At 22.5% G+C, this 557-nt stretch carries 1 protein-coding gene (running past one end of the window); it reads left to right on the plus strand.

Features of this window, described 5'->3' with window-relative positions:
- Positions 1-475 precede the first annotated feature (475 nt).
- Positions 476-557 carry the 5' portion of an ATPase, T2SS/T4P/T4SS family gene (locus tag LUA84_RS04510; protein WP_457913392.1) on the plus strand. It continues 230 nt past the right edge of the window, so only the first 82 of its 312 coding nucleotides appear in the window; the start codon lies at positions 476-478; its stop codon lies off the right edge, out of view.

Genomic DNA, 557 nt, shown 5'->3' on the forward strand with positions numbered 1-557 from the left:
AACCAAAATTAACTGAAAATGAAGAAAAAATATATAAAAATGTAATTTTTTATATTGAAAAATTATTATATATTAAATTATCAGAAATTAATAATTTAAAAGAAGCTATAAATTATTTACAAAGATTATATGATTTTGTATTAAATGGTTTNNNNATACAATTAGGTCAATCTTCATATGAAAAAATATTTTATTATATTTTTAGGGATCTTTATGGATATAATAAGGTAGATTCTTTNNNAAGAGATCCATTAATTGAAGATATTGAATGCTCTNNTCCAAATTATCCAATATTTGTTGTTCATAGATATTTTGGAAATCTTAAAGACAAATATAGTTTTAAATGATAAAGAAATTAGAAGATTTAATTGAAAAATTTGCATTAAGGGCTGGAAAACATATATCATATGCAGAACCAATTCTAGATGCAACATTACCAGATGGATGAAGAGTAAATGCAACATATTCACANGAAATTACTACACATGGTCCAACATTTACATTAAGAAAATTTAGGGAAATTCCATGGATTCCAATAGAATTGATAAGATTAGGAA

It is taken from the genome of Candidatus Nanopusillus massiliensis (assembly GCF_920984865.1).